Origin of the sequence: Agrobacterium sp. 33MFTa1.1 (assembly GCF_004328495.1) — a bacterium.
In the GTDB taxonomy this organism is placed as follows: Bacteria; Pseudomonadota; Alphaproteobacteria; order Rhizobiales; family Rhizobiaceae; genus Agrobacterium; species Agrobacterium pusense.
Window position 1 is genome coordinate 763,561 of sequence record NZ_CP036358.1, and the last position, 25,335, is coordinate 788,895.

The following is a 25,335-nucleotide window of genomic DNA, read 5'->3' on the forward strand; positions in this document are numbered from 1 at the left end:
TCGCGCAAGCGGGATTGTTGAAGGCCGGCCACCGGAATTCCGGGGCAAGAACACATAATAATCGGGGAATGCAGATGATGGAATTGATCGCCGCACAAGCGGCAGCGTCCGCTGCCGAACTTCCATTCCTGCTGCTTCAGGCGGCCGCGGTGGTTGGCATGGTATCCGTGCTGATCCTTCTGCGGCGGAACATCGCCCTCGAGGATCCCCGCTATAAAATCTACTATGGCCTCGTCTTCGGAATGACAGGTTTTCTGCTGACGCTGCTTGTTTCCGAATTCATCAAGCTGCCCTCCAAGCCTTACATCCGCTCCGATCTGCTGTTCCTCGCGGGGGTGCTGGGCTCATGGCAGGGCGGGCTTATCAGCCTGTCCCTCGTCGCAGCCGGGCGTTTCGTGTTCGGCGGCCCCGTGCTGTTTTTTGCGGCTCTGCAGGACATGGTCGTCATTTCGGCCTGCGGCATCATCATGTATGGCTGGATGCGCGACCGACGCCTTGCCGATCTGGGAACTCGGGATATTCTCACCGTCTTCGCCGTCAGTTTCATGGCCGCGCTGCTTGCCATCACAATCTCCTTCGTGTTTGGTCTGATCGACCAGACGCTGTTCTTGAGCGCAATAGGCCGCCGAACGCTGGGAGCCGTCGCCGTTGGCCTGCCGATGATCGTCTGCCTGTTCATCCTGCTGCGCAGCGAGGCGCGCGCGCGCGACGAGGCAAAGAAACGCGAGGTGGCGGCGCGGACGGATTCATTGACCGGACTGCCCAACAGGCGCGCCCTCAAGGACCATATGGAAACGGTCATGCGGCAGGAGCCGGCCGTTTCGCACGCCCTCGTTCTGATCGAGATCGTCAATATTGCCGATGTCGCCGCCTGCGAGGGGGAGGACTGGAGCGATATTTTCTGGCCCAGGCTGGCGCGGGAAATCTGCGATGGGGAATACGGCCTGCTGTGCAGCGCCCATGCACCTTGCAGCTTCATGTTCGGTGATACGACACTTGCAGTTGTCATGCGGGAGATTTCGCTGGAGAAGTCCGAAGGTACGAAACTCATGATGCATCTGCATGAGGGGTTGAGCACCTTTTGCCGCTCGGCGGAAGCGGGGCCGGTGCCGCATCTCAAAATCGGCGCGGCAAGTCTGGACAGGCTTTCCCGGCAGAACGTGGCCTCGTTCTTCAGACATCTCAGTCTGGCGCTCAAGGGAAGCGATCATCCCGTGCAGATTTTCCCCTTTTCCTTTGCCGAGAAGGCGACACGGGACGAGACGGTGCGGCAGATGCTCGTCAACTGGATCAAATCCGGCAGGCCGCCCATTTGCTATCAGCCGAAATTCGAAATGCGCAATCGCCGCATGATCGGTGCTGAGGCGCTGCTGCGCGCGGTCGATGCGCGGGGGCAGGCGCTTTCGCCCTATTATGTGCTGGAGATCGCCGAACGTCATCGGTTGCTGGCGGAATTCGAATGGTCGACGATCGAAGCCGTGGTGAACGACCTTCGCGATCTGCATGATTTCGATGCGGATTTTCATCTCGCGGTGAATATTTCCGCTTCGTCCTTTGCAACCGTGCACTTTGCTGACCGGGTCGTGGCGCTGCTGCAGGAAATGGCGGTGCCGGCGCATCGCCTGGCGATCGAAGTGACGGAGATGAGCAGGATTCCGACCAACGACGTCGTGCAGCAGAATTTCGATGCGCTGTTCGCCGCCGGCGTGCGACTGGCGCTCGATGATTTCGGGACCGGTTATGCCGCGCTCACTTTGCTGGCGCGGTTCCCGTTTGAAGAGGTCAAGATCGATCACTGGATGACGTCGAGGCTGGATCAATCGCGGTTCCGGGAGGCCATTGCGCTCGCCTTCGAGAGCGCGGAGCGTTATGGCGCTAAGCTGGTGACGGAAGGTATAGAAACCGAGGAGCAGAGCAGGCTTCTCATGCAGATGGGTATTCGCTTCGGGCAGGGTTATCTTTATTCCCCTGCCGTGCCGCTCGCACGGCTGCAGTCCCGCAGGGCGTGTGCCTAGCGCCAAGGGCGCCGCTCACGTCTTCCCGCGCCAATGATGGATCAGCAGTAAATTCGGCTGGGGCCGGATTGAATGTTCTCACTGTCTGTGCTGAGAAAAGTCACCTGTTGAACGAATGTCATGATCCGCTCTGTCGGTCATGCGGGCGAGCCGATGCTTGAAAAAAACGATGCATGGAACGACATGCCCGGAACGCCGGTCGAGCGCCGACTGAACGAAGCGGCCAGGGGCGCTGCTGCGGCCGGCCGCTCACTTGATGCCACCGCCCATTCCCTTTCCGGCAGCCGGCGCATGGCGCACGCGCCATGGCCGCTGACGGGGCGGCCGTTTCTCAAGTTGTTTCTGGTCTGGGCACTGCTTATGGCAGCCGTCGTGTCCGCACTGGCGGCTTATCAATATGTCAGCCTGCTCGGCGAATTGGCACGGCAGAGCGATGCATTGCAGGCTGAGGCATCCCGCCGGGCCGATCAGCATGATGCCCATGTGACGGCGCTTTCGGCGGTGGCGCAGGCGCAGCAGGGGGCGGATTATCGCCTCTTGCTCGATGTCGCGGCACCCATTCTGCAATTTTACCCGCGTATTGACGAGGTCCAGCTGGTTTCCCTCAACGAGGCGGGGCCTGTTGTCGGCACACGGCCGCTGGAGAGCGAGCTGGCAGCGACGATCCGCGAGGCGGCATCGGTCTTTACCGGCCGGCCGGCTCTGGTGGCGAGCGATCTCAGACCCGGCCATTACATGATCGTCAAGCGCAGCCCCAATAGCGGGTCGGCCTCGAAGGTGCTGGTGCTTGCCGTCGATGCCGGGCGGCTTCTCGCGTCCGACGCTGCGTTCTGGTCGGAAAAACAGGCGGTGATCCGTCTTAAAATGCCTGGCGGGACAGTCCTTCTCGGCCCACCCACGATGCCGGAAGCGCCGCAATATGTCCGGCAGCTCAGCAGCGCCAGCCAGCCTCTGACGCTGGAAGTCGCGCTCGCAATCACCTGGCGGGACCTTTTGCCCGGCCGCGCCCTGCTGGCGGGCGTGGCTGGCGCAAGCGTCGTTTTCGTGCTCTGTATTGTCATGACAAGACAGAGGACGCGCATGCGCGCCGCCGAGAGACGCGCCGAACTGAGCGGCATGGAAGCGAGACTGACCCACGCCTCGCGGGTTAACGCTCTCGGAGAAATGGCGAGCGGCCTTGCCCACGAGCTTACCCAGCCCCTGACGGCGATATTGGCGCAGGCGCAGGCGGGGAGACGGCTGCTTGCCCGTCAGGATGTCACGGCTCTTTCCGGTGCTCTCGACGATATGATCGATCAGGCGCGGTGCGCCGCGAATATGCTCGACCGGTTCCGCAACTGGTCGCTGCCGCACCGCCAGCCGGTCGCGGCGCATGACCTGCGCGCCGCCCTGCGCAATGTCGATGCGCTGCTTGCCGGCGAAGCCGCCCGGCATGACGCCAGCATTGATATCGCGATGCCGGAAGTGCCGCTTCCGGTGCGGGTCGATCCCGTCGAAATAGAACAGGTCATGTTCAATTTGCTGCGCAACGCGCTTGACGCACTCACTGCCATTGAAGGCAGACGTGCGATCACGGCAGGATTGAGCCGGAACGGTGATTTCGCCGTTCTCGATGTTGCCGATAACGGCCCCGGCGTAGCGCCCGAGCTGCTCGACCGGTTGTTCACACCTTTCACCACCACGAAAAACAACGGAATGGGGCTGGGGCTTGCCCTCAGCCAGAGGCTGGTGGAACGCGCCAGCGGTGAAATCCGATACGTCGCGAGTGAGAATGGTGCCCATTTCCGGGTTGTCCTACCGCTTGCACCGGAGGCACGGGACCCATGACGCTGCCCGTCTATCTGGTTGATGACGATGACGCCGTGCGCAAGGCGCTCATCCTGCTTCTCTCCACCGTCGGCATAAAGGCGAAGGGCTTTGCTGATCCCGTGGCGTTTCTCAGCCAGCTTGCCGCCCTCGAGCCGGGCTGCCTGATCCTCGATATTCGCATGCCCGCCATAACCGGATTGAAATTGCAGGAGAAACTGACGGAAGAGGGGATAGACTGGCCGGTCATCATCATTTCCGGTCACGGCAACATCGAAGCCTGCCGCCGGGCCTTCCACAATGGGGCGGTGGATTTTCTCTCCAAGCCGGTCGACGAACAGGATCTCATCGACGCGATCCAGAAAGCGCACCGGATATTGGCCCGCACGCTTGACGCAAAAGCGCTGCAGGCGGAGAATTTGGCACTCCTGTCGCTGCTGACCGCGCGGGAGCGGGAGATACTCGAACGCATCGCGCTCGGTTTTACCTCGCGCCAGATCGCAGACGGACTTGGTCTGTCGCCACGCACGGTGGACAGCCATCGCGCCGCCATTGGCCTGAAGCTCGGCACAACCTCGCAGGCGGAAATGACAAGACTTTGGCTGGAAGCGGGTGCGGATCGGTAGAACTACCGAGCAGCCGGAAAGTCTTACGGATTCGCGGCTCAACGCCATCCGCTTAAACTGCAGTCCTCATCAAGCAAGAGGACCTTTTCATGATCCGCAACCTTCTCGTTGTTTCCACTCTGCTCGCTCCTTCGGTCGCCCTGGCGCAGACGCTGCCGACCGCACCTTACCTGCCACTCGAATTGGCGGAAAAGGCTGCCAGTGCGGCACTTCAGGCCTGCTCGGCCAAGGGCAACGCTGTCACCGTTGCCATCGTCGCCCGCGACGGCGCCGTAAAGACGGTCCTGAAAGCAGATGGTTCGGGTCCGCACACGGTCTCCAGCGCCACCGGCAAGGCATTCGCTGCCGCATCGCTCGGCCGTGATATCGGCGAGATCGCCGAATTCATCGCCTCCAAGCCCGCCAATGATGGCCTCCGCAACATGGATGAGCGCATGGTCATTCAGGCAGGCGGGCTGCCGATCAAGATCGGCGACGCGCTCGTCGGCGGTATTGGCGTTGGAGGCGCGCCGTCGGGTGCAATCGATGCCGAATGTGCGCGTGAAGGTCTGAACACGATCGGCGCGAAGTAAGTTTCGTCAATGCGATATGGCGGCTTCGCAAGAGGCCGCCGCTCCTGTGCCGTTGCGCATCAGCCGGCCATTGCTTCCTCGTATTCACTGGAAAGCATCAGCCATTGCTCTTCTGCATCCGATAGCCTGGCAGCGGCTTCGCCACGCTCCTTGACTTTCTGAGCGGCTTTGGCAGGGGCTTTTTCATATAGCGCCGGGTCGGCCAGTTCGGTGTCGAGCGTCTGAATCAGTTTCTCAAGTTTTGCCGTCAGGGATTCGATTTCGTTGATCTTTTTCTTCAACGGCGCGAGTTGGGCACGCTTTTCCGCGCTTGCCTTGCGCTGATCGGCCTTGGAAGCCTGATCGGCAACGGTGTCGCTCTTGTCGTCCTTCTTTTTACCGGAGGAAACGACGAGATCGCGATATTCCTCCATGTCGCCTTCGAACGTCTTGACCGTCCCGTCGGCCACCAACCACAGCCGGTCAACGGTCGCCTCAATAAGATGGCGGTCGTGGGAAATGAGGATCACCGCGCCATTATAATCATTCAGCGCCTCGATCAGCGCCCGGCGGCTGTCGATATCGAGATGGTTGGTCGGTTCGTCGAGGATCAAGAGGTTGGGTGCGTGGAAGGCAGCAAGGCCCATCAGCAGGCGAGCCTTTTCGCCACCGGAAAGGTCTTTGGCAGCCGTCGCCATCTTTTCCGTCGCAAGCCCCATCTGCGCCACGCGTGACCGCACCTGCGCCTCCGGTGCCAGCGGCATCAGCTTGCGCACATGTTCGACCGGAGTTTCATCCGGCACCAGATCGTCGAGCTGATGCTGCGCGAAGAAGCCGATCTTAAGGCCGGGCGCGACGCGAAGATCACCCGCCTGCGGGGCGAGACGGCCGGAAATGAACTTCGCAAAAGTGGATTTGCCGTTGCCGTTGGAGCCGAGCAGCGCAATGCGGTCGTCATTGTCGATGCGCAGGTTGAGGTGTTTCAGAATGGACTTGCCCGGTTCATAGCCGACCGCGCCGCCATTGATGGCAACGATCGGCGAGGCCGGCTGTTTTTCCGGCTCAGGAAACGTGATCGGCTGCACATGATCTTCGATCACGGCGGCGACGGTGCCCATGCGCTCCAGGGCCTTGATGCGGCTCTGCGCCTGACGGGCCTTGGTGGCCTTGGCGCGGAAACGGTCGATGAAGCTCTGCAGGTGTTTGCGCGCGGCGTCGTTTTTCGCCTTGGCTTTCATCTGCAATTCGTCGGCCTCGGTCTTCTGCCGCTCGAACTGATCGTAGCCGCCGCGATAAAAGGCCAGCTTCTTCTGGTCGAGATGCACGATGGAATTGACGGCGTTGTTCAGCAGATCGCGATCATGGCTGATGATAATGACAGTGTGCGGATAGCGGCGGATATATTCTTCCAGCCACAGCGTGCCCTCAAGGTCGAGATAGTTGGTCGGCTCATCGAGCAGCAGCAGATCGGGCTCGGCAAACAGCACCGAGGCGAGCGCCACACGCATGCGCCAGCCGCCTGAAAAGGAGGAGGCGGGGCGGAGCTGCGCTTCATGATCGAAACCGAGACCGGCAAGAATGCTCGATGCACGCGCTTCCGCCGAATGGGCATCGATATCGACAAGCCGCATCTGGATCTCTGCGATACGATGCGGATCGGTTGCGGTCTCCGCCTCCGCCAAAAGCGCGCTGCGCTCCTTGTCAGCGGAAAGCACGATGGAGATGAGAGATTCCTCCGTGCCCGGCGCTTCCTGTGCCACCTGGCCGATGCGGGCCTGTTTCGGAATGGTCACCGAACCGCCTTCTGCCGCGAGATCGCCGGTGATGATGCGGAAAAGGGTGGATTTGCCGGCACCGTTGCGGCCAACGAGGCCCGCCTTCACACCGGCGGGAAGTGTTACGCTGGCGTGGTCAAGGAGCAGACGCCCGGCGATGCGGGCCGAAAGATCGGTAATCGTAATCATGGCGTCGTTTTGGCCGAACTGTGTGACCAAGGCAAGAGCAGGCACGCCACACCGCGGCAGTTATGAGGTCGGAAATGAAGAGGCGGCAAACGGGGACAAGGCGCGGGATGGCAGCTCGTTTTCCGGATATAAGCCCATCCTGAAGGCTTGCCGAAATGTCCTAGCAACCCAACTGCGCGAGATAGCTGTCGCGATTGTGCTGCGCGAGGTCCCTGCAATAACCGACGACGCAGTTGCGGGTGCCGCACCGGGCGCAAAGCAGGGCCAATTCAGCCTGGCTGAAGAATTCCGCGGGCGTTGCCGTGCCGTCCACTGAGGCGACGCCGATTGAAACCGTCAGATGCTCGCCGCCGCCCTCACTCGTCACGAAGCGCAAGGCTTCGACGCTTTGCCGCAGACGTTCAGCGATCGCCTCAGCCGTGTTTTGCGCAACGCCTGCAAACAGGAAAGCAAATTCGTTGCCGCCGATGCGGGCGACAAAATCATCCTTCTTGATCGTCTTGCGAAAGAGCCCAGCAAGCCGCCGCAGGGCCTTGTCTCCGGCGGCGGGGCCGTATTTGGCGTTGATCTCGCGGAAATGGTCGATATTGAGGAGCATCAGCGATGTCGCGGAGGCGGCCCTGTCTCCGGCAAAAAGCTCTCCGAGTTTTTCGAGGAAAGCCGCCCGGTTGGGCAGCGCCGTCAGCACGTCGCGCAGGGAACCGGCCTGCAGTTCGGCGCGCCGCCTCTCGACGTCATGTATTTTCATCAGCCCCATGGAGATGAAATGCCTTAGGCTGGTCTGTTCCTCGTGGATGTCGTCCAGCAATCGGGCGACGCGGTCGGTGGCCGGGGACCCAACAGTTTCGTCTTCGCCAAGGCGTCCGATGAAGGCTTCCGTGCGCCTCTGGCCAGCTTCCAGCCGTGCGGAAATCTGTTTCAGCGTTTCAAAGGCCTCGCTGGCCATCTGTTCCGCTTCGATGCGGGAGAAGCCGGGCAAATTGTGCCTCTGGCCAACCAGATCGATCTCGTGCTGTTGCGGCGCGTTGCCGAGAGCCAGGATGTCTCGCCCCATGGCCGGGTTATGGCCCGACAATATTTCGTAGATCAATTCATAATTGCGCGGCAATGGTGCAATATTCATCCTGGCGATGAACTGCGCGACCTTGGTAAGGACAAGACTACTTCTCGCCTGTTCGCGTTTTTTATCGCCAGCAGATGTCATCGCTGTCAGCTCCAGTATCGATGGTCTTATCAATCGAACGAAATAACCGTTTTCTGAATGGCCAAATCATAGGCGAGACGGCTTAAAATTGGCTAAACCTGCGAGCGAAATTCATCACCTCCAGGTTTTATTTCGCCCCTTGGCGAACGGAACCTTTCAAACGTCCTTTGATTGATAACATGACAAATGCTGATTTGATTTCCGGCTCCCGCCGATTTTATATCGCTTGGTCGTTATTGCAGAGAAGGTGCAGCCCATGACGAATTCCCGAACCCTCTATTCGCTCTGCGGAAGCGATGTCTCCAGGCCATTTTCCCCCCATTGCTGGAAAACCGTGTTTTCGTTGGCGCATAAGGGACTGGATTTCGAAGAGCGTCCGTTGCCCTTCACCGTCATCCCGACCGTGGAGGATGGTTTTTCGAAGACGGTGCCGATCCTGCGGGACGGCGACCGCCTGGTGAGCGACAGTTTCGAGATTGCCCTTTATCTGGACGAGGCCTACCCGGAGCGGCCATCGTTGTTCGATGGGGAGGGCGGCAAGGCCATGGCGCGCTTTGTCGAAAGCTGGTCCCAAACCCAGCTGCATCCGGCCATCGTCCGTATCGCCGTGCTGGATATCCACAATATGCTGGATGAGCCGGATCGTCGTTATTTCCGCGAAAGCCGGACAAGGGCGCTTGGCCGCCCGCTCGAGGATGTCGTCGCCAACCGCGAAGACGAGATCGCGGCCTTTCCTGCCTTGCTCGCTCCCATCCGCCGGATGCTGAGTTTTCAGCCCTTCATCGGCGGCACGTCGCCGCTTTTTTCGGATTACATCGTTTTCGGCGCGCTGCAATGGGCGAGGATCACCACCGGTGCGGATCTCTTTTCAGATAATGACCCTGTGCGCGACTGGTTCGAAGGGTGCCTCGATCTTTACGATGCAAGGGGCCGCAGTGTGACAGCGGCGTGAAATGTCTGCCGTCAGTGCCGCAATCTCGTTGATCCCCCTTGTTTTCGGGCCTTTGGGCGGGTAAAGACCGCCCACTTTCTCTGAAGGAAAAGGAAACGGACACATGGCGATTGAACGCACATTTTCGATGATCAAGCCGGACGCAACCAAGCGTAACCTCACGGGCGCGATCACCAAGGTATTTGAAGACAACGGCCTGCGCGTCGTCGCCTCCAAGCGCGTCTGGATGAGCAAGCGCGAAGCCGAAGGCTTCTACGCCGTCCACAAGGAGCGCCCCTTCTTCGGCGAACTCGTTGAAGGCATGACTTCCGGCCCGACCATCGTTCAGGTTCTGGAAGGCGAAAACGCCATCCTCAAGAACCGCGAAATCATGGGCGCCACCAACCCGGCCCAGGCCGCTGAAGGCACCATCCGCAAGACCTTCGCGCTTTCCATCGGCGAAAACTCCGTTCACGGTTCCGACGCTCCGGAAACCGCCGCTCAGGAAATCGCCTATTGGTTCGCCGAAACCGAAATCGTCGGCTGATTCAAAGTCTCAACGGCTTGAATCGCTCTATCAGGCGATTGCTCGAAGCTGCTGAAAAGACTCGAAGAAGCGGAGCCGAAAGGCTCCGTTTTTTTGTTTCTGGATGCGATAAGGGGATGCCGCACCCGCCTCCATCATCATTCCTGTGACAAGCACAGGCACGAGGAGAGGTTGCACTCGCTCCGTCAGTCCCTACGACGCCGGGCACCCCTGAGCCGGCCGCATATCAATCGTTCCGTCAGGTTTAAACACCTCCGGATTGGGCGTATAGAGCGGGCCGACGACCAGCGGCTTGGCGGGGAGAGCTGACTGGTCGGTATCGGAGCGGATGGTGGTCTCGATCGTCTGCAGAATATCGCCATCCGGCCCTTTGATGCGGACGGTGACCCTGTAGGGCCGATCCTGCTTCACACATTCGACCGGCGGGCTCTGAACGGTGATCCTTTCGTCCTTCGGAAAAATCTTCTCGCGGGTGGTGAGGTCGGGCCCTCCGCGAGGGTTTTCGAATGTTGCTTCAACGCTGCTGCCGTCGCGAATGGGGGCAATACGCTGCAGCGTCACCAGATAGGTGGCAATGGCCACGCGATAGTTGAAGACGAACATGCGACCGGAAACCTTCGCCACCTCGCGCGGTTCTTCGCGCTGACAGCCGGAAAGGGTGAGTATCGCCACCATTGCCAGCAATGGCAGGCCGGTTCTCTTCATGACCGCGTCTCCTTCCTGCGGTGATAGTGCCGGCTGGCTTTCTGCCGGTTGCCGCACACCGCCATATCGCACCAGATCCGGCTTCTGTTTCTGCTGCGGTCGATGAACAGCCAGCCGCAATTGCCGCAGATCCTCAACCGCTGCCGTGGTTCGTCCGTAAGCAGCGACAGTGCGGAGTGGGCGGTGGCATTGGCGAGATGTTCTGCCTTCGGGAACATGCGCAGGGCGGCGCCGCAAGCGAAGAGAAACTGCGCCAGTTTCCCGTCGTCCTCGCCGCCATCGGCGATGGACGAGCGAAAATAATCGTCGATTGCCTCGCGCAAATCGAAAAGAACCGGCCGTCTCTCTTCGTCGGGCGCGACGAGGGCGGGAAATCTTTCTCGCTCCGCACCAAGCCGTGTCGCCGCTTCGGCAAAGGTGGCGATCTGCCCGGCCACGGCGAAGCGGTCTACCGATCTAGCGGCGTCTGAACGCAGGATCACGCTATTGGCAACATCCAACGCCAATGCGCCGCCCGCGAAACGATGTTCTGTCCAGCGAAAGGTCATGCCGCACACTATAACTATCAAAACAGGTTTTAATAGTTATAATCACAGCAGGAGGACGCGCTTGGCCTATTTCCTGCAACAATTGCTGAATGCAGTGCCGGTCGCCGCGCTTTATGCGGTTCTGGCCTTTGGTTATGCCATCGCCTTTTCAGTCACCAGACGCGCCGATGTCACCTATGGTGCCATATTCGCCTTTGCTGGCCAGACCTGCCTGCTTTTTGCCGATTTCGGCTGGAACCGCCTGTGGCTTGTTCTCCCGGCGACATTGGCGCTGGGGGCAGGGGCGGGCCTGTTCGGCGGGCTGTGGGCGGCGGGTTTCATCGGCAGGGTGGTGATGCGGCCGTTAGCGAAAGCCTCTCCCAACGCGGTGACGGTCGCTTCCATCGGGGTGTTGATAGCGCTGACGGAAAGTGCAAGGCTGGCCGCCGATACACGGCAATTATGGCTCCCGCCGCTTTTGTCGGAGCCGATACGTTTCTGGGCCGATGGCGGTTTCGCCGTGACGCTGACGCCGATGCAAATGCTGAATACGACGGCCTTCAGCCTGCTCATTTTCGCCGGATCGTTTTATCTTGGCCGCTCCGCTTTCGGCAGGCGCTGGAAGGCAGTGTCGGACGATGCTTTTGCTGCAGCCTTGTGCGGGGTAAATGCAGGCCGGATATTTCTCATGTCCTATTGCGCGGCGGGTCTCGTCGCCGCCATCGCGGGCGTGCTGGCCACATTTTATTACGGCACCATGGATTTCGGGGCCGGTCTGGTCTTTGGCCTGAAGGTGGTGCTGATTTCTGCGGCGGGCGGTTATGCCAGTCCGCTCATCTGTGGGCTGGGGGCCGCCGCCGTCGGTTTTGCGGAAACTTTCTGGGTCGGTTACGGACCGGCCGCCTGGCGGGATGCGATGGTTCTCGCGATGCTGGTTGGCTGGCTGGTTATCATGCGCAGCAGGGTTGAAGCGCCTTAGGGCATTGACGAAAGCGGTGCCCGCTTCCACCGGACCATGCGGGCAGAATACGGCGTTATCGCCACTTTTCCCTGGCCGTATCGTCGGTTGTCTTTGCCGCAACCCACTCGCCCGCCGTTCCATCCTTGCCATGTTCCTTTTTCCAGAACGGCGCGGATGTCTTCAAGTAGTCCATCACGAAATTCGCGCCATCGAAGGCTGCCTGTCGATGCGATGAAGCGGCGATAACGAGGACGATATTTTCGCCCGTGGCGATCTTGCCATGGCGATGGATGGCGGTGAGGCCAAGCAGGCCGAAGCGTTCCATCGCGAGCTTGGCGATGCGCGTCATTTCCGCTTCCGCCATGCCGGGATAATGTTCCAGTTCCAGCGCCGCGAGCGTGCCGCCATCATCCCGGCAGAGCCCGGTGAAGGCGACAACCGCGCCGATGCTCCTGTCACCTTCCGTTAGCCGGCGGGTTTCTTCCGCTGCGTCGAAATCATCTGCCTGGACACGGACGGTCGGCTGCATTCGCTCATCCCCCCGTCATCGGCGGAAAAATGCCGATCTCGCGCGCGCCGACGATGCTTTCATCATGCTCGACGTGTTCCTGATTGACCGCAACGCGGATGACATTGGGAAATTCGAAGGCAGCCTCGTAATTTTCACCGCGTGTCGCAAGCCAGGCAATCAGCTCGCCGGCCGTAGCGATGGAGGAAGGGAGGTCCAGCTCCTCTTCATCCGTGCCGATCTTCTCGCGAACCCAGGCGAAATAAACGATCCGTGTCATCATTCTTCGTCCACGATGTGCTTGAGGCCAGCCTTGAAGTAATCATAACCGGTATACATGGTGAGCGCTGCGGCCAGCCAGAGAAGCGTGATGCCCATCTCGGTCGTGTAGGGCAGAACCTTGTCGCCGGCAGGACCCGCGAGCAGGAAAGCGATGGCGACCATCTGGATGGTGGTCTTCCATTTGGCGATGCGGGTGACGGGAACGCTGACCTTCAGCGCCGCCAGATATTCGCGCAGGCCGGAAACAAGAATTTCACGGCAGAGAATGGTGATGGCCGCCCAGAGCGACCAGCCGGCAATGGTGCCGTCGGCCGCCATCAGAAGCAGGACGGATGCGACCAGCAGCTTGTCAGCGATCGGGTCCAGCATGCGGCCGATATTCGACGTCTGGTTCCAGATGCGTGCCAGATAACCGTCGAGGAAATCGGTCAGCGAGGCGATGATGAACAGCCACAGTGCCGTCCAGCGCGCAAAATCCGAACTCTCCAGTTTTCCTTCAACGTAAAAGCAAAGGACAATGACCGGAACAGCGAGAATCCGGCCATAAGTGAGGAGGTTGGGAATGCTGTATGCGCGCGAAGCCATGGGGAAACCTGTCAGTCTGAGATCAGCTGCCTTGATGCCGCCGCTAGGGCATAGCGTCAACACGTGATTATGTTTTTTTAGCAGGTCAGCCCCGCCGTTCTGCGTCAATCGCTGCCGCTCTCGTGGAAGTGATTGTAAATTTGCCGCGCCACCGTCTCGGAAATGCCGGTGACGGCCATCAGGTCATTGAGGCCCGCGCGGGAAACCGCCTTGGCGGTTCCAAAATGCTGCAGCAACGAACGTTTGCGCCCCGGTCCGATTCCCGAGATTTCGTCCAGCGGATTGCGCACCATTTCCTTCTTGCGCCGGGCCCGGTGCGATCCGATCGCGAAACGGTGCGCCTCGTCACGCATGCGCTGAATGAAGTAGAGCACGGGATCACGTGGCGGCAGGGAAAAATCGCTGCGCCCGTCCGCGAAGAAACGTTCACGGCCCGCCTCGCGGTCCACGCCTTTGGCGACGCCGATGGCGGTCACGCAGTCGCGAATGCCGAGTTCGTCGAGGATGGCCCGCACCGCCGTCATCTGCCCCTGACCACCATCGATCAGGATCACGTCCGGCCAGGCGGGGAAGGGCATGTCGGCAGCTTCTTCTGCTGTCGGTATGCGCTCGCGATCCGGCTTTCCTTCTTCTTTCAGGAGGCGTGAGAAGCGGCGGGTCATCACCTCCCGCATCATGCCGAAATCGTCGCCCGGCGTGATGTCGGTCGATTTGATATTGAACTTGCGATACTGGTTCTTCACGAAACCTTCCGGCCCCGCCACCACCATGCCGCCGACCGCATTGGTGCCCATGATGTGCGAGTTATCGTAGATTTCGATCCGCCGAGGCACGTAGGCAAGGCCGAAAGTCTCGGCAAAGCCCTTCAGCAGCCGCGCCTGAGACGAGGTCTCCGCGAGCTTGCGGCCGTGCGCCTCGCGGGCATTGGCAAGCACGTGATCGGTAATGTCCTTCTTCTCGCCACGCTGCGGCACGCTGATCGTGACCTTGTGCCCGGCTTTTTCACCGAGGGCGGCCGCCAGCAGTTCCTGTTCCTCCACCGTTTCGGAAAGCAGGATCTGTTTCGGCACCGGCTTGTCGTCGTAGAACTGCGCCAGAAACGCGTTGAGAATTTCCGAGCCGGGCAGGGAAGGATCGGCCTTGGGGAAATAGGCGCGGTTGCCCCAGTTCTGGCCGGTGCGGAAAAAGAACACCTGAATACAGGAAATGCCGCCTTCGTGGTGGATGGCGAAGACATCCGCCTCTTCAATGCCGGCGGGGTTGATGCCCTGGTGGCTCTGGACGTGCGAAAGTGCCGCCAGCCGGTCGCGATAGATGGCGGCGCGCTCGAAATCGAGGTCTTCGGAAGCCTCGTTCATTTGTCGCGCAATTGCGGTCTTGACGCTCTGGCTCTTGCCGGACAGGAAATCCTTGGCTTCCTTGACCAGCTCCGCGTAGCCCTCGTCGCTGATCTCATGCGTACAGGGCCCGGAACAGCGCTTGATCTGGTACAGAAGACAGGGACGGGTGCGGGTTTCGAACACACTGTCTGTGCAGGTGCGTATCAAGAAGGCGCGCTGCAGCGAATTGATCGTGCGGCCAACCGCGCCGGCGGACGCGAAGGGTCCGAAATAGTCGCCCTTGCGCGCCCTTGCTCCCCGGTGCTTGAAGATCGCTGGGGCACGGTTGTCGGCGGTGATGAGAATATAGGGGAAGGACTTGTCGTCGCGCAGAAGTACGTTAAATCGCGGCCGCAAGCGCTTGATTAGATTCGCTTCCAGAAGAAGCGCCTCGGTCTCCGTGCGGGTGGTGACGAATTCCATGTGCGTGGTGTGACGCACCATCTGGGCGATGCGGTTGGAATGCACGCGGCCCTGCGCATAATTGCCGACGCGCTTTTTCAACGAGCGTGCCTTGCCGACGTAAAGCACGTCGCCCGCCTCGTTGAACATGCGATAGACACCCGGCGCATTTGGCAGGTGTTTGACGAATTCGCCAATGAGGTCCATGCCCTTCAGGCCGGATTCGTTCTTCCATCCCGCATTCCAGTCCATGCCGGCGACGTCGCGCGGAGCCTCGGCCGTTTCCGTTGCGGCGAGGCTTGCATCGTCATCTTCGTCGTCGGTGTCATCGAAGAGAATACCGCCATCAGGCAGCTTCTTTCCGTTCATTCAGGTATCTCCGCCACGTCAGGGGTTTCCCAGCCAAGGTGCTGGCCGCCGTCGAGCGCGATCATTTGTCCGGTGACCGACGGCGTGTCGTAAAGAAAGCGAATCGTCCGCCCGAACTCGTCCGGCGCAGGACCACGCTTTAATATAAGGCCGTCGATCTGCGCCTGAAAGTCCTCGGGCGCCTGTCTTTCGCTTTTGAAGGTGGGCCCAGGCCCGATGGCATTCACCCTGACGCGCGGCGCGAAGCTCTGCGCCATCGTCCGCGTGGCGGTCCAAAGCGCTGATTTCGAAAGGGTGTAGGAATAAAAGCGTGGCGTGAGCGCAAGCACACGCTGGTCGATGATGTTGACGATCAGCCCGGATTTATCGGCGGGCAACTGTTCGACAAAGGCGGCGGCGATGAGGGAAGGCGCCCGCACATGCACGGCAAAATGCGCATCGAAGATATCAGGGTCAGGCGCTTCCGCCGTGTCGCCGAGAAAAACAGACGCATTGTTGACGACGACGCCGATGGGGCCGAGGGCGGAAGACGCCTTTTCGATGAGCGCCGCTGTCGGGGCTGATTGTGTCAGGTCCGCCTGAACGGCTGCAGCCCTGCCACCTTTCTGCCTTATTTCGTTAGCGAATTCCTCCGCCTGCGCGATCGATTCATTGGCATGGACCACGATCGCAAAGCCGTGGCTGGCCAGATCGGTGGCGATAGCGCGCCCAAGCCGCCGCGCGGCCCCGGTAATCAAGACTGTCTTCGGTATATCTTCTTTCACAGCGGACCTGCATTTGCTCTTACACGCCCTATTTGCTGGATATAAATGCAAATCGCAAGCTGTCACTCGGCCCGAAAAGAATTGGGCGATTTTTTATTCACAATGCAATTTCGGTTTAATTTTAATATAACGAAGTTTAAAGGCGATCTATTTTTGTTTAGCCTTCTGTTAGGGTTAATAAAACCCTTGTGGCAATTAGGCAACGTCTAATTCTAGTCACGCGTCTGCCCCAAACAATTCACATTTTGGCTCTTTGATCTCCGCATTCTCCCATCAAATTCGGTTTCCAGAGGGGCGATCAACCCGACGAATTATGCCGCGTCTGAAAACAATGTTTTGAGTACAGAGCGGTCCTGAAAGGAGAATAACATGCGTATTTTCGTAGCAACCCTTATGGCTTCGACCATGGCCGCCGCTGGCTTTTCGGCTGCTCACGCCGCTGACGCCGTAAACGAAGTGCCGCAGGCACCGGTTTCCTACGACCAGCCAGCACCGGTCAAGGACTGGTCCGGCGCTTACCTCGGTGGTACCGTCAACTACGATTGGGGCCGTTTCAGCTCCAGCAACGACGGCCGTGACGCCAAGGGCGCTGGCGGCGGTCTGTACGGCGGTTACAACTGGCAGAATGGCCAGATCGTTTACGGTGCCGAAGCTGACGTTAACATGGGTGACGAGCGCGGTTCCGCCGGTACGGTCGCAGGTCGCTCGGTCGAAGGCAAGCAGGGCGTCAACGGCTCGCTGCGTGGCCGCGTTGGTTACGACATGAACCCGTTCCTGCTCTATGGTACGGCCGGTCTTGCTGTCTCCGACAACAAGGTTCGTGACGGCGTCAACAAGGACAGCGCCACGGCTCTCGGTTACACGGTTGGTGCCGGTGTAGAAGCCATGGTGACCGACAACATCACCGCCCGTCTGGAATATCGCTACAGCGATTACCAGAAGAAGGACTACACGCTCGGCAACGACGCCTTCTCGCGCGGTTATGACGACCACTCGGTCAAGGCCGGTATCGGCGTCAAGTTCTGATCCTTTCCGGATCGGTCAAAGAAAAGCCGGGGTCATGCCCCGGCTTTTTTGTGTCTGTAATTTGCCGTTGAACGCCCGGCAAAAAGCCGGGTGTTCTGCGCGGTCACGTCAGGCGGCGGCCTTCATTTCCGTATAGGCGTCGAAACGCTTGCCGAAGGTTTCCGGCCACGCCGCCAGCGCATCGCGCCCTTCGGCCCACTCGCCCGCAAAACGCAGGTCTAGATAACCGATCATCGCAGCCAGCGCGAAATGGCCGCCGTGCAGCTTCTTGCCGGTCTTCGGCAGGTTGGCGTTGAGATGGTCGAGCCCGCGCACCACCTTGCTCCACTGCTTGTCGATCCAGGGCTGGTGAATTTTCTCTTCCGGTCGGAAACGGCGCTCGTAGACGATGGCCAGCAGGCAATCCATGATGCCGTCGCACAGCGCCTCCAGAATTTCCACATCCGTGCGCTTGCCGTTCTTTTTGGGGTAGAGTTTACCGCCTGAAAGACGGTCGAGATAATGCATGATGGCCACGCTGTCGTAGACCGATCCGCCATCATCAAGCAGCAGCACCGGAATCTTTCCCAGCGGATTATTGTCCATCAGCGTTGCCGGCTCGGCGTTGGTGTCAACGCGAACGGAAGTTATGTCGATGTCGAGATGACGGGCCGCCATGCGCACCTTGGCGGAGTAGGGGGAGGCGGGCGAATAGAGCAGTTCCATGGTTGGGTCCCTGTGGGTTGATCAGCGAATGGGGATGATTTCGGTTGAACTCGCGCGGCAGCCCTTGCGGTCAAGCTCCGGGCAATCGCGGAATGTCATGTCCCGGTTAAGGCAGATGCGCACTTCTTCAAGGCGCTTGCCGTCGCAGCTGATGGAAATGCCGCGTTTCGACAGGCCGGGATTGGCATCGGTAAAGGCGGTTTCTATCGCATCGGCTGAAAGCGTGGCTGTTTCGGCGCCGGAGGCGATTCTCTCCGGCAGCCGGATGGCCTCGAAGGCGGCCCGCGTCGCCGAGAAATAGTCTCGCTGCGACAGGCCGGAACAGGAGCCGTGTTTGCGCCACTGATGGCCGATCAGGCCCATGGAGGGCATGATGTCGAACATGGTGCGGCCAATCGCGTCCGGAACACGCTCAGGCTCGTCGCTTCGGCAGAATTCGGGATAGCCGTTTTCGTTCTGCGGCCATAGCCCGTGCACCACGAATCCGTAACGCCTGTCGCTGCCGCACTGCTGTCGGTTGCCAGAGCCTTCGGAGCTGGCGCAGAATGCCGGTGACCATGAAAGCGAGAGCACATAAAAATCGAAGCCGCTTCCGCGCGGCGGAGGCCTCTTATCCGGCTTCGCTTGAGAAACCGAGCGCCCTGGAGCGTCCGGCCCGGAATTGCCGGCGGTCTGCGATTGGGGTTGTGTCTGCCGGTCGGCCGGTGTGGTTGGGGCCGGATTTTGCTGCGCGAACCATAAGGCGCCGAGCGACAGAAGGCCCAGAGCGATGAAACCGGCATAACGCTTCATTCCGTGTACGTTCCCCGGAAAATGGACGACCTCATATCGCCGGCAGGCGACGATCCGGTCTTACATCAACTTGTGAACGGGGCAAACCGCCAATCTTTGATGAAAAGGTTGAAAGCTTCGCCGCATAACGAATAGAGTCGAACGAATCTCCGCAAAAGATGGAACAGGCTGGGGTGAAGCTGGAGGAAATAGGCGGGCATGACCGCATGAAATTCAAGAAATATATCTGGCCCGTCGTTGGCTTTGCGACGATCGGTTTTTCCGCCTGGTTGCTCTTTCACGAATTGCGCGGCCTGTCGCTCGATGATCTCTGGGACAGCCTGAAGGCCATTCGGGTGCGGGACTGGTTGTGTTCGGGTCTCTCCACCCTGCTGGCCTATGCCGCGCTTGCCGGTTATGACCGCATCGCGTTGCAGCATCTTGGCCGCAAGGTGAACTGGCTCTTCATCACGCTCACCTCCTTCACCACCTATGCGCTGTCCCACAATGTCGGCGCGTCGGTGTTTTCGGGCGCCGTGGTGCGATATCGGGCGTATACGTCGAAGGGACTAAGTGTGGCGGAAGTGGGCGTTCTCGTCGGCCTCTGCTCTTTCACCTTTCTCATCGGCACGATCATGCTGATCGGACTGGTGCTGCTTTACGAGCCTGACATCACTGAACGGTTCACGGGCATACTGCCGGTCGAAGCCTCAACCACGACAGGCGTCGTGCTGCTCTTTTTCGTCAGCCTTTATGTTCTCGGCAGCCTGCTCAGGCTGAAGCCTCTGAAGATCGGCTCCTTCGTGTTGCCATACCCGGCGCCGAAGCTTGTGGCGCAGCAACTGGTCATTGGCCCCATCGAGCTGATCGGCGCGGCGGGCATCATCTATTTCGCGCTGCCGGAAGCCGGCAATCCCGGCTATATGGTCATTCTCGGCATATTTCTGGTGTCGTTTTCCGCAGCGCTCATTTCGCATGCGCCGGGCGGATTGGGCGTGCTGGAACTCGTCTTCGTCACCGGCCTGCCGGACATGAACCCGGCCGACGTCATCGCAGCGCTCCTGGTCTTCCGCCTGTTTTACCTCATCATCCCCTTCATCATGGCGCTGTTCGTGATCCTGTTCTTCGAACGATCACAGCTTGCCGCGGCGCAGAAAAGGGAAGGGTTGAGGTAACTCAGCCGTCTTCCGGCTTTTCCTCGCCGCGCAGCCAGAAGGCGCGCTGCGAGGCGAACCTGTCCTGCGCCAGCCTTGTCTTGAGGTAAGGCAGCAGCGTGTGCAACTCTTCTTTCAGCGTGTAGGGCGGATTGACGATGATGAGGCCGGAGCCGCTCAGCCCATCCAGCCGGTCGCTCCTGACGGAAAGTTCCGCGCATAGCATCTTCGGAATCTCGAAGGATTGCAGCCGCTCGTGGAAATCCTTGATCGGCGCGCCTTTCTTGAGCGGATACCACAGGCAATATGTGCCAGTGGAAAAACGTCGGTAGGCCTTGTTCAAACCATCGGCCAGGCGCTGATATTCATTCTCCAGCTCAAATGGCGGATCAACGAGGATGAGCCCGCGTTTTTCTTTCGGCGGCAGATGCGCGCCAAGCGACAGCCAGCCATCGAGCTCGGTCACCCGCACCTGATAGTCACCTTCGAATAGCCGCGCGAGCGCGCGGCTGTCATCCGGGTGCAGTTCCATGGCCGAAAGCCGGTCCTGCGGGCGAAACAGCATACGCGCGAGTTTCGGTGAGCCGGGGTAGAATTTGACACCGCCTTCAGGATTGAGTTCCTTCACGGCGGCAAGATAGGGCTCCAGCAGCTCGGCGATAGGGGCGGGCAGATCACCCTCCATCAGCTTTCCGATGCCGGTCTGCCATTCGCCGGTTTTCTGCGCCTCTTCAGACGTCAGGTCGTAAAGACCGATGCCGGCATGGGTGTCCAGTACCCGAAAGGCCTTGTCCTTGTTCTGCAGGTAACGCACGAGGCGGGCGAGAACGGCATGTTTGAGGACATCCGCGAAATTGCCGGCGTGATAAATGTGGCGGTAGTTCATGGATGTGTCTCGCTTGCCGTTTATCCGGATGAATGGTCAGGATGAATATTCTTGATGGACGTCACTTCGGCCTTTTTGCCGCATCGTTGATGCAATATACAAAAGACATGAACGTTGCGACCCCGATTTCCGCTGAAAAAGCCGCCCTGAAGGCCGAAGTCCGTATCGGACACACGGTCTGCCCGCATGACTGTCCGAGCGCGTGCGCGCTGGAGGTCGATATCAATGCCGATGGCCGCATCGGTCGTGTGCGCGGCGCCAATGCCAACACCTATACCGCCGGCGTGATCTGCGCCAAGGTGGCGCGGTATTCCGAGCGCATCTATCATCCCGGTCGTCTGCTGACCCCGAAGCGCCGCAAGGGCGCAAAAGGGGCGGGTGACTGGCAGGAAATTTCCTGGGAAGCGGCGCTGGACGAGATCGCCGACGCTTTTGTGAAGGCAGAAGCCCGGCACGGCGCGGAGGCCATCTGGCCCTATTTCTATGCGGGCACCATGGGGCAGGTGCAGCGCGACTCCATCGAGCGGCTGCGCCACGCCAAGAAATATTCGGGCTTCTTCGGCTCGATTTGCACCAACATGGCCTGGACCGGCTATGTGATGGGCACGGGCGCCTTGCGCGGCCCCGATCCGCGCGAGATCGGCAAGGCCGATGTCGTTGTCATCTGGGGCACCAATGCGGTCGCCACGCAGGTCAATGTCATGACCCATGCGGTCAAGGCCCGCAAGGAACGCGGCGCGAAGATCGTCGTGGTCGATATCTATGACAATCCGACCATGAAACAGGCGGATATGCGCCTCGTCGTCCGGCCGGGCACGGATGCGGCGCTGGCATGCGCCGTGATGCACATCGCCTTCCGCGACGGTTACGCCGACCGTGGTTACATGGCGCGCTTCGCCGACGACCCGGCCGGGCTGGAGGCGCATTTGAAGACGAAGACGCCGCAGTGGGCATCAGAGATCACGGGCCTTTCGGTCGACGAGATCGAGGATTTCGCGAGGCTGGTTGGCGTCACGAAAAAGACCTTCTTCCGGCTCGGATATGGGTTTGCCCGACAGCGCAACGGCGCGGTCGCCATGCATGCAGCGCTTTCGATCGCCACGGTGCTCGGTTCCTGGCAATATGAGGGCGGCGGCGCGTTCCACAATAATGGCGACATCTTCCGGCTCAACAAGGCGGAGCTCATGGGCACGGCCTATGCCGACCCCGACGTGCGCCAGCTCGACCAGTCGCAGATCGGCCGCGTGCTGACGGGGGACGCCGAAGCGCTGCGCCATGGCGGTCCGGTGACGGCGCTGCTCATCCAGAACACCAATCCGGTCAATGTCGCTCCCGAACAGAGGCTGGTGAAGCAGGGCTTCCTGCGCGATGATCTCTTCGTCGCCGTGCATGAGCAATTCATGACGGAAACGGCCGAGCTTGCCGATATCGTGCTGCCCGCCACCATGTTCCTCGAACATGACGACATTTACCGCGCCGGCGGCCAGAATCACATCTTGCTTGGTCCTAAACTGGTGGAGCCGCCCGAAACGGTGCGTACCAACCTCTTCGTCATCGAGGAGCTGGCAAAGCGTCTCGGGATCGACCACATGCCGGGCTTTGGCCTTTCAGCGCGCGATCATGTCGATCATATGCTGAAAGTCAGTGGCTGGGGCGACTTCGATACGCTCGCCGAAGAGAAATGGATCGATGCGCAGCCACCGTTCGAGGTCGCGCATTATCTTGAAGGCTTCGGTTACGGTGACGGGAAGTTCCGTTTCAGCCCCGATTGGGCAACAGGGCCGTCTCCCAACAAACCGCCGAAGAACATCGGCGTGATGGGGCCGGTGTCGGAATTTCCGAAATTCCCGGATCAGGTCGATGTCATCGAGGTTGCGGATGCTGACCATCCCTTCCGACTGGCGACATCGCCCGCGCGCAACTTCCTGAATTCCACTTTCGCGGAAACCAAAACCTCCGTGCAGAAGGAAGGTCGCCCGGAACTGATGATCTGTCCTGAGGATGCCGCCATCAACGGCATTTCTGATGGCGACATCGTCCGCATCGGCAACGGGCGAGGCGAGGTCCGGCTCCACGCGAAAATCGTGGAAGGTGCTAGGCCGGGCGTTTTGATTGCCGAGGGACTTTGGCCGAACAAGGCGCATCTGGACGGCGAGGGCATCAACGTGCTGACCGGTGCCGACGCCGTCGCTCCCTATGGCGGCGCGGCATTTCACGACAACAAGGTTTGGCTGCGCAAGAGCTGACGGAAGATTTTGAATGACGAAGTTCGACAACGTGAAAATTGAAATTCTGAAAGACGAAACGCTTTCAAAGAACTGGTATCACCTCCGCAACATAACCTATAATTACACCAATTCCCGTGGCGAAACGAAAGTCATCAGGCGCGAAGCCTATGACCGTGGCAACGGCGCGACGATCCTGCTGTTTGATCCACGACGCCAGACGGTTGTTCTGGTACGGCAGTTTCGCATGCCGGCCCATGTGAACGGTCATCCCGGCTGGCTCCTTGAAGCCCCGGCCGGCCTGCTGGACGGCGATAATCCGGCTGAAGCCATTCGCCGCGAGGTGACGGAAGAAACGGGCTACGTCGTGAGGGACGTGCGGTTCCTGTTCAAATCGTTCATGTCGCCCGGTTCTGTCACCGAGATCATTCATTTCTTCGCCGCGATTGTCGAATCTTCGGATCGTGTCGAAGAAGGCGGCGGTGCGGCCCATGAGGACGAGGATATCGAGGTCGTGGAAATCCCGCTGGACGACGCCATGAAGATGATCGAGACGGGCGAGATATGCGATGGCAAGACGATCATGCTGCTGCAATGGGCGGCCTTGAACCGCGCCTCCCTGACAGCCTGAGATTTCATCATCTTTCGGAGACTCTTATGAACGTGTCGCTCTTAAAGTCGCCCGCTGCCGGGACTGACCGGATCCGGCTGGTGGAAAAGGAAACCGTCTGGAAGGGCTTCGTGCATTTGCAGAAGCTCGTTTTTGACCAGCGCATGCCTGACGGCAAGACGATCCGTATTGTGAGGGAGGTCCATGATCACGGCCTCGCCGCCGCCATTCTCCTTTATGACCCGAAACGCGACAGCGTGGTAATGGTACGCCAGTTTCGCCCCGCCGCCTTCGTCAACGGCGACCCGCACTTCATGATCGAAGTTCCGGCAGGGCTTCTCGATGGCGACGATGCCGCTGATGCAATCCGCCGTGAGGCGATGGAGGAATCCGGTTACGCCGTCGAAAAGGTTGAATACCTCTTCGACATGTATGCCAGCCCTGGCACGCTGACGGAAAAGGTCAGTCTCTTCGTCGCCTGCATCGATCTCGACGTGCAAGCGGGCAGCGGCGGCGGGCTGGAGGATGAAGGCGAGGATATCGAGGTTCTGACCTATGGTCTCGACGAAGCCTTCGGAATGATCGCCTCGGGTGAAATTACGGATTCGAAGACGATCATTCTGCTGCAATGGGCGATGTTGAATCGCGACCGTCTTCTTTCCAGAGCGTAATTTTATCCGCGGTTACGTTTGAGCGCCCTGAGCCCTCGGCCCGTATAGCGGCAATGAGCTTGGGACAGGTCTGAGGGGTGTTGACTTTGACCAGACACTCTACGACCTCATCTTCGAGCTTAACCACCAACTCGTCCCCGCCTTCAACCTTGGTGATTAAAACCGGCCTTTGACACCAGCGCCTACGAAAAGAGACTGCATATCGCCGCCCCCCGCGTTGTTGTAGACGAGGCCGGTTGAGCTTCCGGATGGCGTAGCGGTTTTATCGCCGCGAGAAAAACTGGTATATTCGTAAGCGCCGTCGAGATAGAGGGAGGCATTGTCAGTCAGGTCATAGGCTATGCCCGCTTTCGCTCCGAACATCCCGCCTATGTCGAATTTATCGGCAAAACGTAGCGAACGCATCCAATGATCGTCCGTGGCTTTTGCATAGACCATTGCGCCGCCTTCTAGACCCGCATTCAGCGACCAGTTGCCGAATTTACGTCCACCGCTCAGGTTGCCGTAAAACACCGGAATTTGCTGTCTGTAAGTAATCGCTTTTTCGCTGTTTCCGAACGCACCGACATTATCGCGGAAACCTCGGGAGCTGTAGATGTAGTTTCCGCCATATGAGGACCATTGCACGTCGGTGTAACGAAAGCCGATGCCGGCGCTGAGGTGTTGCAGCGGGTCCTCCAGCAGGGTGCGGTTTAATTCTATACTTCCGGTCAGGTAGTGGTCCAGCCGCGTGTCGCCGTGCTCTGAACGGTGGCTCCACCCATTCTTCGATGTATCTCTGTAAAACGGGCTGAGCCAATCGTAGTCGGTCATGAAGCCATCACCTGCAAAGCCGATACGACCTTCCGTTTTGATGCGCCAATCGGGTGAAAGCTCAAATCCAAGCGATCCGCGCAGAGCCATTGCGTTTGTCGTTTTCCAGTCGAGCTGACTGTTTTTATGACTGCCGCTATAGAATTTTTCCGTTGCCTTAATGTTGAGAACGCCGGCATCCAGTGAAGCCGTAATGCCGTTTTGTTCGGCGGCGAGTGGCAGGCAGGTACCCATCAGTAAAGCCGCAGAAAGCGGCAGGGGAAATCTCGAAAATCGCATAATCGCTCCTGAACGTCCGGAGGGCCTGAAGTAGAGGCCGTTGCGGTCATTAAAGACGATTATGGTAAA

General features: G+C 59.6%; 25 protein-coding genes. 12 read left to right on the forward strand and 13 right to left on the reverse strand.

From position 1 onward, the window contains the following. Nucleotides 1-74: 74 nt before the first annotated feature. The 4 genes from EYD00_RS03880 (at nt 75) to EYD00_RS03895 (ending at nt 5,019) form a co-directional block, all read left to right on the forward strand. Nucleotides 75-2,015 (forward strand): EAL domain-containing protein, encoded by a 1,941-nt coding sequence (locus tag EYD00_RS03880; RefSeq protein WP_034496242.1) that lies wholly within the window; start codon nt 75-77, stop codon nt 2,013-2,015. Nucleotides 2,016-2,135: 120 nt separating this feature from the next. Further along, on the forward strand, nt 2,136-3,842 hold the full coding sequence (locus EYD00_RS03885; protein ID WP_034495810.1) for a sensor histidine kinase: 1,707 nt from the start codon (nt 2,136-2,138) through the stop codon (nt 3,840-3,842). Beyond that, complete coding sequence (locus tag EYD00_RS03890; RefSeq protein ID WP_004441091.1) at nt 3,839-4,447, forward strand: response regulator transcription factor; 609 nt, start codon at nt 3,839-3,841, stop codon at nt 4,445-4,447. The genes EYD00_RS03885 and EYD00_RS03890 overlap by 4 nt, the downstream gene beginning before the upstream one ends. 89 nt (nt 4,448-4,536) lie before the next feature. Next, a complete protein-coding gene (locus EYD00_RS03895; RefSeq protein ID WP_004441094.1) occupies nt 4,537-5,019 on the forward strand; it encodes a GlcG/HbpS family heme-binding protein in 483 nt (160 codons plus the stop codon). Nucleotides 5,020-5,078: 59 nt separating this feature from the next. On the opposite strand, the gene EYD00_RS03900 is transcribed toward EYD00_RS03895, so the two are convergent. Together EYD00_RS03900 and EYD00_RS03905 are read right to left on the reverse strand one after the other, a co-directional pair. Continuing rightward, nucleotides 5,079-6,962: an ABC-F family ATP-binding cassette domain-containing protein gene (locus EYD00_RS03900; RefSeq protein ID WP_034495808.1), complete on the reverse strand. Its 1,884-nt coding sequence runs from the start codon at nt 6,960-6,962 to the stop codon at nt 5,079-5,081. 160 nt (nt 6,963-7,122) lie between these two features. Next, nucleotides 7,123-8,166 (reverse strand): GGDEF domain-containing protein, encoded by a 1,044-nt coding sequence (locus tag EYD00_RS03905; RefSeq protein ID WP_004441098.1) that lies wholly within the window; start codon nt 8,164-8,166, stop codon nt 7,123-7,125. Nucleotides 8,167-8,422: 256 nt separating this feature from the next. Between EYD00_RS03905 and EYD00_RS03910 the strand changes: the two genes are divergently transcribed. Next, nucleotides 8,423-9,118, forward strand: coding sequence for a glutathione S-transferase family protein (locus tag EYD00_RS03910; protein ID WP_004441100.1), 696 nt, complete (start codon nt 8,423-8,425; stop codon nt 9,116-9,118). A gap of 103 nt (nt 9,119-9,221) precedes the next feature. Then, nucleotides 9,222-9,644, forward strand: a complete 423-nt coding sequence (ndk, locus tag EYD00_RS03915; RefSeq protein ID WP_003496769.1) for a nucleoside-diphosphate kinase — start codon at nt 9,222-9,224, stop codon at nt 9,642-9,644. A gap of 192 nt (nt 9,645-9,836) precedes the next feature. On the opposite strand, the gene EYD00_RS03920 is transcribed toward ndk, so the two are convergent. Together EYD00_RS03920 and EYD00_RS03925 are read right to left on the reverse strand one after the other, a co-directional pair. Then, a complete protein-coding gene (locus tag EYD00_RS03920; RefSeq protein WP_004441104.1) occupies nt 9,837-10,349 on the reverse strand; it encodes a hypothetical protein in 513 nt (170 codons plus the stop codon). Continuing rightward, a complete protein-coding gene (locus tag EYD00_RS03925) occupies nt 10,346-10,897 on the reverse strand; it encodes a CGNR zinc finger domain-containing protein (RefSeq protein WP_034495802.1) in 552 nt (183 codons plus the stop codon). The genes EYD00_RS03920 and EYD00_RS03925 overlap by 4 nt, the downstream gene beginning before the upstream one ends. 61 nt (nt 10,898-10,958) lie before the next feature. Here EYD00_RS03925 and EYD00_RS03930 point away from each other — a divergent pair, with 61 nt between their 5' ends. Then, nucleotides 10,959-11,855, forward strand: a complete 897-nt coding sequence (locus EYD00_RS03930) for a branched-chain amino acid ABC transporter permease (RefSeq protein WP_004441107.1) — start codon at nt 10,959-10,961, stop codon at nt 11,853-11,855. A 55-nt stretch (nt 11,856-11,910) separates the two neighbouring features. Here the strand turns inward: EYD00_RS03930 and EYD00_RS03935 are convergent, their stop codons facing one another. The 5 genes from EYD00_RS03935 to EYD00_RS03955 form a co-directional block, all read right to left on the reverse strand. Continuing rightward, nucleotides 11,911-12,366 (reverse strand): molybdenum cofactor biosynthesis protein MoaE, encoded by a 456-nt coding sequence (locus EYD00_RS03935; protein WP_004441109.1) that lies wholly within the window; start codon nt 12,364-12,366, stop codon nt 11,911-11,913. Between the two features lie 4 nt (nt 12,367-12,370). Continuing rightward, the gene (gene moaD, locus EYD00_RS03940; protein WP_034496240.1) at nt 12,371-12,625 is read right to left on the reverse strand and encodes a molybdopterin converting factor subunit 1; all 255 of its coding nucleotides are present in this window, start codon (nt 12,623-12,625) and stop codon (nt 12,371-12,373) included. Continuing rightward, nucleotides 12,625-13,212, reverse strand: coding sequence for a CDP-diacylglycerol--glycerol-3-phosphate 3-phosphatidyltransferase (pgsA, locus tag EYD00_RS03945; protein ID WP_004441114.1), 588 nt, complete (start codon nt 13,210-13,212; stop codon nt 12,625-12,627). The genes moaD and pgsA overlap by 1 nt, the downstream gene beginning before the upstream one ends. A 104-nt stretch (nt 13,213-13,316) precedes the next feature. Next, complete coding sequence (gene uvrC / locus EYD00_RS03950) at nt 13,317-15,362, reverse strand: excinuclease ABC subunit UvrC (RefSeq protein WP_004441115.1); 2,046 nt, start codon at nt 15,360-15,362, stop codon at nt 13,317-13,319. Beyond that, entirely contained in the window at nt 15,359-16,126 is a 768-nt protein-coding gene (locus EYD00_RS03955) for an SDR family oxidoreductase (RefSeq protein ID WP_004441117.1), read from the reverse strand. Before EYD00_RS03955 ends, uvrC begins: the two co-directional genes overlap by 4 nt. A 369-nt stretch (nt 16,127-16,495) precedes the next feature. Between EYD00_RS03955 and EYD00_RS03960 the strand changes: the two genes are divergently transcribed. Then, nucleotides 16,496-17,152 (forward strand): outer membrane protein, encoded by a 657-nt coding sequence (locus EYD00_RS03960; RefSeq protein ID WP_004441118.1) that lies wholly within the window; start codon nt 16,496-16,498, stop codon nt 17,150-17,152. A gap of 108 nt (nt 17,153-17,260) precedes the next feature. Here the strand turns inward: EYD00_RS03960 and EYD00_RS03965 are convergent, their stop codons facing one another. Both EYD00_RS03965 and EYD00_RS03970 read right to left on the reverse strand, forming a co-directional pair. Then, complete coding sequence (locus EYD00_RS03965; protein WP_004441119.1) at nt 17,261-17,857, reverse strand: glutathione S-transferase; 597 nt, start codon at nt 17,855-17,857, stop codon at nt 17,261-17,263. A gap of 21 nt (nt 17,858-17,878) precedes the next feature. Beyond that, the gene (locus EYD00_RS03970; protein WP_004441120.1) at nt 17,879-18,649 is read right to left on the reverse strand and encodes a ribonuclease T2 family protein; all 771 of its coding nucleotides are present in this window, start codon (nt 18,647-18,649) and stop codon (nt 17,879-17,881) included. Between the two features lie 206 nt (nt 18,650-18,855). Here EYD00_RS03970 and EYD00_RS03975 point away from each other — a divergent pair, with 206 nt between their 5' ends. Further along, nucleotides 18,856-19,803 carry a lysylphosphatidylglycerol synthase domain-containing protein gene (locus EYD00_RS03975; protein WP_004441121.1) on the forward strand — a complete coding sequence of 316 codons (948 nt, stop codon included), beginning with the start codon at nt 18,856-18,858 and terminating at the stop codon, nt 19,801-19,803. Nucleotide 19,804: 1 nt separating this feature from the next. Here EYD00_RS03975 and EYD00_RS03980 read toward each other — a convergent pair whose 3' ends face one another. Beyond that, nucleotides 19,805-20,668 carry a 23S rRNA (adenine(2030)-N(6))-methyltransferase RlmJ gene (locus EYD00_RS03980; RefSeq protein WP_004441122.1) on the reverse strand — a complete coding sequence of 288 codons (864 nt, stop codon included), beginning with the start codon at nt 20,666-20,668 and terminating at the stop codon, nt 19,805-19,807. Between the two features lie 41 nt (nt 20,669-20,709). Here EYD00_RS03980 and EYD00_RS03985 point away from each other — a divergent pair, with 41 nt between their 5' ends. From EYD00_RS03985 to EYD00_RS03995, 3 genes are read left to right on the forward strand one after another with little or no spacing between them, the layout of a single operon-like run. Further along, nucleotides 20,710-22,914 (forward strand): molybdopterin-containing oxidoreductase family protein, encoded by a 2,205-nt coding sequence (locus EYD00_RS03985; protein WP_004441123.1) that lies wholly within the window; start codon nt 20,710-20,712, stop codon nt 22,912-22,914. A 13-nt stretch (nt 22,915-22,927) separates the two neighbouring features. Next, nucleotides 22,928-23,524 carry an NUDIX domain-containing protein gene (locus EYD00_RS03990; RefSeq protein ID WP_004441124.1) on the forward strand — a complete coding sequence of 199 codons (597 nt, stop codon included), beginning with the start codon at nt 22,928-22,930 and terminating at the stop codon, nt 23,522-23,524. Between the two features lie 26 nt (nt 23,525-23,550). Beyond that, a complete protein-coding gene (locus EYD00_RS03995; RefSeq protein WP_004441125.1) occupies nt 23,551-24,174 on the forward strand; it encodes an NUDIX domain-containing protein in 624 nt (207 codons plus the stop codon). A gap of 156 nt (nt 24,175-24,330) precedes the next feature. Here the strand turns inward: EYD00_RS03995 and EYD00_RS04005 are convergent, their stop codons facing one another. Then, nucleotides 24,331-25,266 carry an omptin family outer membrane protease gene (locus tag EYD00_RS04005; RefSeq protein WP_004441126.1) on the reverse strand — a complete coding sequence of 312 codons (936 nt, stop codon included), beginning with the start codon at nt 25,264-25,266 and terminating at the stop codon, nt 24,331-24,333. Nucleotides 25,267-25,335: the final 69 nt, after the last annotated feature.

Bases quoted from the DNA above. Each gene is read 5' to 3' on its own strand.
- moaD (WP_034496240.1), bottom strand. From the start codon at position 12,625: ATGACACGGATCGTTTATTTCGCCTGGGTTCGCGAGAAGATCGGCACG.
- EYD00_RS03980 (WP_004441122.1), bottom strand. From the start codon at position 20,668: ATGAACTACCGCCACATTTATCACGCCGGCAATTTCGCGGATGTCCTC.
- EYD00_RS03970 (WP_004441120.1), bottom strand. From the start codon at position 18,649: ATGAAGCGTTATGCCGGTTTCATCGCTCTGGGCCTTCTGTCGCTCGGC.
- ndk (WP_003496769.1), top strand. From the start codon at position 9,222: ATGGCGATTGAACGCACATTTTCGATGATCAAGCCGGACGCAACCAAG.
- EYD00_RS03925 (WP_034495802.1), bottom strand. From the start codon at position 10,897: ATGACCTTTCGCTGGACAGAACATCGTTTCGCGGGCGGCGCATTGGCG.
- EYD00_RS03910 (WP_004441100.1), top strand. From the start codon at position 8,423: ATGACGAATTCCCGAACCCTCTATTCGCTCTGCGGAAGCGATGTCTCC.
- EYD00_RS03935 (WP_004441109.1), bottom strand. From the start codon at position 12,366: ATGCAGCCGACCGTCCGTGTCCAGGCAGATGATTTCGACGCAGCGGAA.
- pgsA (WP_004441114.1), bottom strand. From the start codon at position 13,212: ATGGCTTCGCGCGCATACAGCATTCCCAACCTCCTCACTTATGGCCGG.
- EYD00_RS03885 (WP_034495810.1), top strand. From the start codon at position 2,136: ATGATCCGCTCTGTCGGTCATGCGGGCGAGCCGATGCTTGAAAAAAAC.
- EYD00_RS03905 (WP_004441098.1), bottom strand. From the start codon at position 8,166: ATGACATCTGCTGGCGATAAAAAACGCGAACAGGCGAGAAGTAGTCTT.
- EYD00_RS03900 (WP_034495808.1), bottom strand. From the start codon at position 6,962: ATGATTACGATTACCGATCTTTCGGCCCGCATCGCCGGGCGTCTGCTC.
- EYD00_RS03880 (WP_034496242.1), top strand. From the start codon at position 75: ATGATGGAATTGATCGCCGCACAAGCGGCAGCGTCCGCTGCCGAACTT.
- uvrC (WP_004441115.1), bottom strand. From the start codon at position 15,362: ATGAACGGAAAGAAGCTGCCTGATGGCGGTATTCTCTTCGATGACACC.
- EYD00_RS03960 (WP_004441118.1), top strand. From the start codon at position 16,496: ATGCGTATTTTCGTAGCAACCCTTATGGCTTCGACCATGGCCGCCGCT.
- EYD00_RS04005 (WP_004441126.1), bottom strand. From the start codon at position 25,266: ATGCGATTTTCGAGATTTCCCCTGCCGCTTTCTGCGGCTTTACTGATG.
- EYD00_RS03920 (WP_004441104.1), bottom strand. From the start codon at position 10,349: ATGAAGAGAACCGGCCTGCCATTGCTGGCAATGGTGGCGATACTCACC.
- EYD00_RS03995 (WP_004441125.1), top strand. From the start codon at position 23,551: ATGAACGTGTCGCTCTTAAAGTCGCCCGCTGCCGGGACTGACCGGATC.
- EYD00_RS03965 (WP_004441119.1), bottom strand. From the start codon at position 17,857: ATGGAACTGCTCTATTCGCCCGCCTCCCCCTACTCCGCCAAGGTGCGC.
- EYD00_RS03895 (WP_004441094.1), top strand. From the start codon at position 4,537: ATGATCCGCAACCTTCTCGTTGTTTCCACTCTGCTCGCTCCTTCGGTC.
- EYD00_RS03890 (WP_004441091.1), top strand. From the start codon at position 3,839: ATGACGCTGCCCGTCTATCTGGTTGATGACGATGACGCCGTGCGCAAG.
- EYD00_RS03990 (WP_004441124.1), top strand. From the start codon at position 22,928: ATGACGAAGTTCGACAACGTGAAAATTGAAATTCTGAAAGACGAAACG.
- EYD00_RS03975 (WP_004441121.1), top strand. From the start codon at position 18,856: ATGAAATTCAAGAAATATATCTGGCCCGTCGTTGGCTTTGCGACGATC.
- EYD00_RS03985 (WP_004441123.1), top strand. From the start codon at position 20,710: ATGAATATTCTTGATGGACGTCACTTCGGCCTTTTTGCCGCATCGTTG.